The organism is Anaeromyxobacter soli, assembly GCF_022808855.1.
Lineage (GTDB): Bacteria > Myxococcota > Myxococcia > Myxococcales > Anaeromyxobacteraceae > Anaeromyxobacter > Anaeromyxobacter soli.
Genome location: NZ_JAKZLF010000022.1, coordinates 1 through 2,467 on the forward strand (window position 1 = coordinate 1; position 2,467 = coordinate 2,467).

The 2,467-nt window shown below is 76.7% G+C and carries 2 protein-coding genes; both read left to right on the forward strand.

Going from position 1 to position 2,467, the window contains the following annotated elements:
* Window positions 1–1,738, forward strand: a 1,738-nt coding sequence (locus MLV88_RS15190; RefSeq protein ID WP_243337885.1) for a DUF4388 domain-containing protein, incomplete at its 5' end; no start/stop codon positions are given.
* A gap of 72 nt (window positions 1,739–1,810) precedes the next feature.
* On the forward strand, window positions 1,811–2,368 hold the full coding sequence (def, locus tag MLV88_RS15195; RefSeq protein WP_242340330.1) for a peptide deformylase: 558 nt from the start codon (window positions 1,811–1,813) through the stop codon (window positions 2,366–2,368).
* Window positions 2,369–2,467 lie beyond the last annotated feature (99 nt).

Here is a 2,467-nt window from a genome sequence, read left to right on the forward strand (position 1 = left end):
CGCCGCGGAGGCCGCGCGCCGCGCCGACGCCGAGCGGCGCGCCGCCGAGGAGCGCGCGGCCGCGGAGGCCGCCCGCCGCGCCGAGACGGAGCGCCGGGACGCCGAGGAGCGCGCGCGCCGGGAGGCGGACCAGGAGGCCCGCCGCGCGCGAGACGCGGAGGAGAAGGCGGCGAGCGAGGCGGACGCTCGCCGGCGGCTCGAGGGCGAGCTCGAGCGGCTCCGGGTGCAGCTCGAGGAGGAGCGACGCGCCGCGGAGCAGCGCATCCAGAGCGTCATCGCGCGCGCCGCCGCCGAGGAGCAGGCCGCGGAGGAGCTCCGGCGCATCGCGGACGAGGAGGCGCGCGCCGAGGCCGAGGAGGCGGCGCGCAGGCGCGAGGCGGAGGAAGAGACGCTGCGCCGCGCGATCGAGAGCGCTCGCACCGAGATGGAGGACCTGCGCCGGCGCAGCGCCGAGGAGGCGCGGCGCAGGGAGGACGCGGAGGAGGAGCTCCGCCGGATCGCCGAGGAGGCCGCCCGCGAGCCGGAGGCGTTCCCGTTCCCCGACGAGGCTCTGGCCCCGTTCCGCGCCGCCCCCGCCACGTCGCCGTCCGACGACGCGGCGCGGCGGCGCGTGGCCGCCCTGCGCGGCCGCGAGCCCGCCGACGCGCCTGCGGCCGCGCCCCCGGAGTTCCTGGATCCGCCCGAGCCCGACGCCGCCACCCCCCGGCTTCCCCCGCCGCCGGCCGAGCTCCGCAGCGGGACCCTCGCCGACCTGCCCGCCCCGCGGCTCCTCGCGCTCGCGGCGCGCACGAAGGCGAGCGGCCGCATCGACGTCCAGGGCGAGGCGTCGCGCTCGATCCATCTCGAGGAGGGCCGCGTCGTCGGCGCGACGAGCGGCGATCCGTCCGACCGCATCGAGGAGCTGGCGCTCCGCTTCGGCCTCCTCACGCGCGACCAGCACCGCCAGATCGCGGCCGCCGCCGCGGCGCTTCCCTCGCGCCGGGCGGCGCTGCTCCTGCTCGAGCGCGGGTTCCTGAAGCCGACGGAGCTCACCTCGCTCGTGCGCCGCCGCGTCGAGGAGGTCGTGTTCGGCGTCTTCGCCGAGCCGGAGGCGCGGTTCCGCTGGGCCGCGGCGCACGTGCCGCCCGAGGAGCGCATCGCCCTCGAGCGCGGCCCGCTCGCGCTCGCCGTCGAGGGCGTTAGGCGCCGCTGGCTCGCCGCGCGCGTCGACGAGGTGCTCGGTGGCCCGGGCACCCTCCTCGTCCCCGCCGAGGGCGCGCCCGCGGTCGCGGACCTCGGCCTCTCGCCGGAGGAGCGGCGCGCCGTCTCGCTCGCCGACGGCCTCCGGACGCTCGACGAGATCGTCGCGGCGAGCCCGCTCGACGCGCTCTCGACCCGCCAGGTCCTCGCCGCCCTCGTCCTCGTGGAGGTGCTGCGCGTCCGGGTGCTGCAGGGGGGCCGCCCCGTGGCCGCGGCCACGGCGGCCATCGACGTGGCGCGGATCCGCGAGAAGCTCGATCAGGTGCGACGCGCCGACTACTTCACCATCCTCGGGCTCGGCCGCCTGTGCACCCCGCACGAGGTCCGGGAGGCGGCCGAACGCCTGTCCGCCGAGCTCGACGCCGCGCGGCACGCGGGCCTGCGCGGAGAGGGCCTCCCCGCCGTCCTCGACGAGATCCAGGGCGTCGTCACGGACGCCCGCGAGGTGCTCGCAGACGACCGGCTCCGCGCGGAGTACCTCGGCGGCCTGGGTGAATGAGCGCCGGGGAGGTGCGGCCGGCCCGCGCATGGATTAAGAAAGCGGCCGGACTCGTTGGAGTGACCTGACCTCATGGTGCGTGAAATCGTCATCTGGCCCGACCCGATCCTCAAGGAGGTCGCGAAGCCCGTCGATCGGGTGGACGACTCCATCCGCCGCCTGCTCGACGACATGGCCGAGACCATGTACGCCGCCGACGGCGTCGGCCTCGCCGCGCCGCAGATCGCGGTGCTGAAGCGCGTCATCGTCATCGACACCTCGCCGCGGCAGGAAGGGCAGAAGCTCCTCCACCTCGTGAACCCGGAGATCGTCCGCTACGAGGGGGAGACGACCTGGACCGAGGGGTGCCTGTCGATCCCCGGCGAGGCCGAGGACGTCGACCGCGCCGCGAAGGTCTGGGTGCGAGCGCTCGACTACCACGGCAAGCCGTTCGAGCTCGAGGCCGACGACCTGCTCGCCATCGCGCTCCAGCACGAGACCGACCACCTCCAGGGCACGCTGTTCGTGGACCACCTCTCGAGCCTGAAGCGCGAGCTCATCCGCAAGCGGATGAAGAAGCTCAAGACGCAGCGGGCCGAGGAGTCCGCCCGGGCAGTGAGGGACGCGCCCAAGCACGAGCGGGCACTTTAACGGGGGCTGCGCCCCCGCCCCGCCGAGCGAAGCTCGTCGGGGCCCCACCCCGGCTCGCCGGGTCCCGTGCGACGCCGCGAGCGGCTTCGCCGCTTCCGC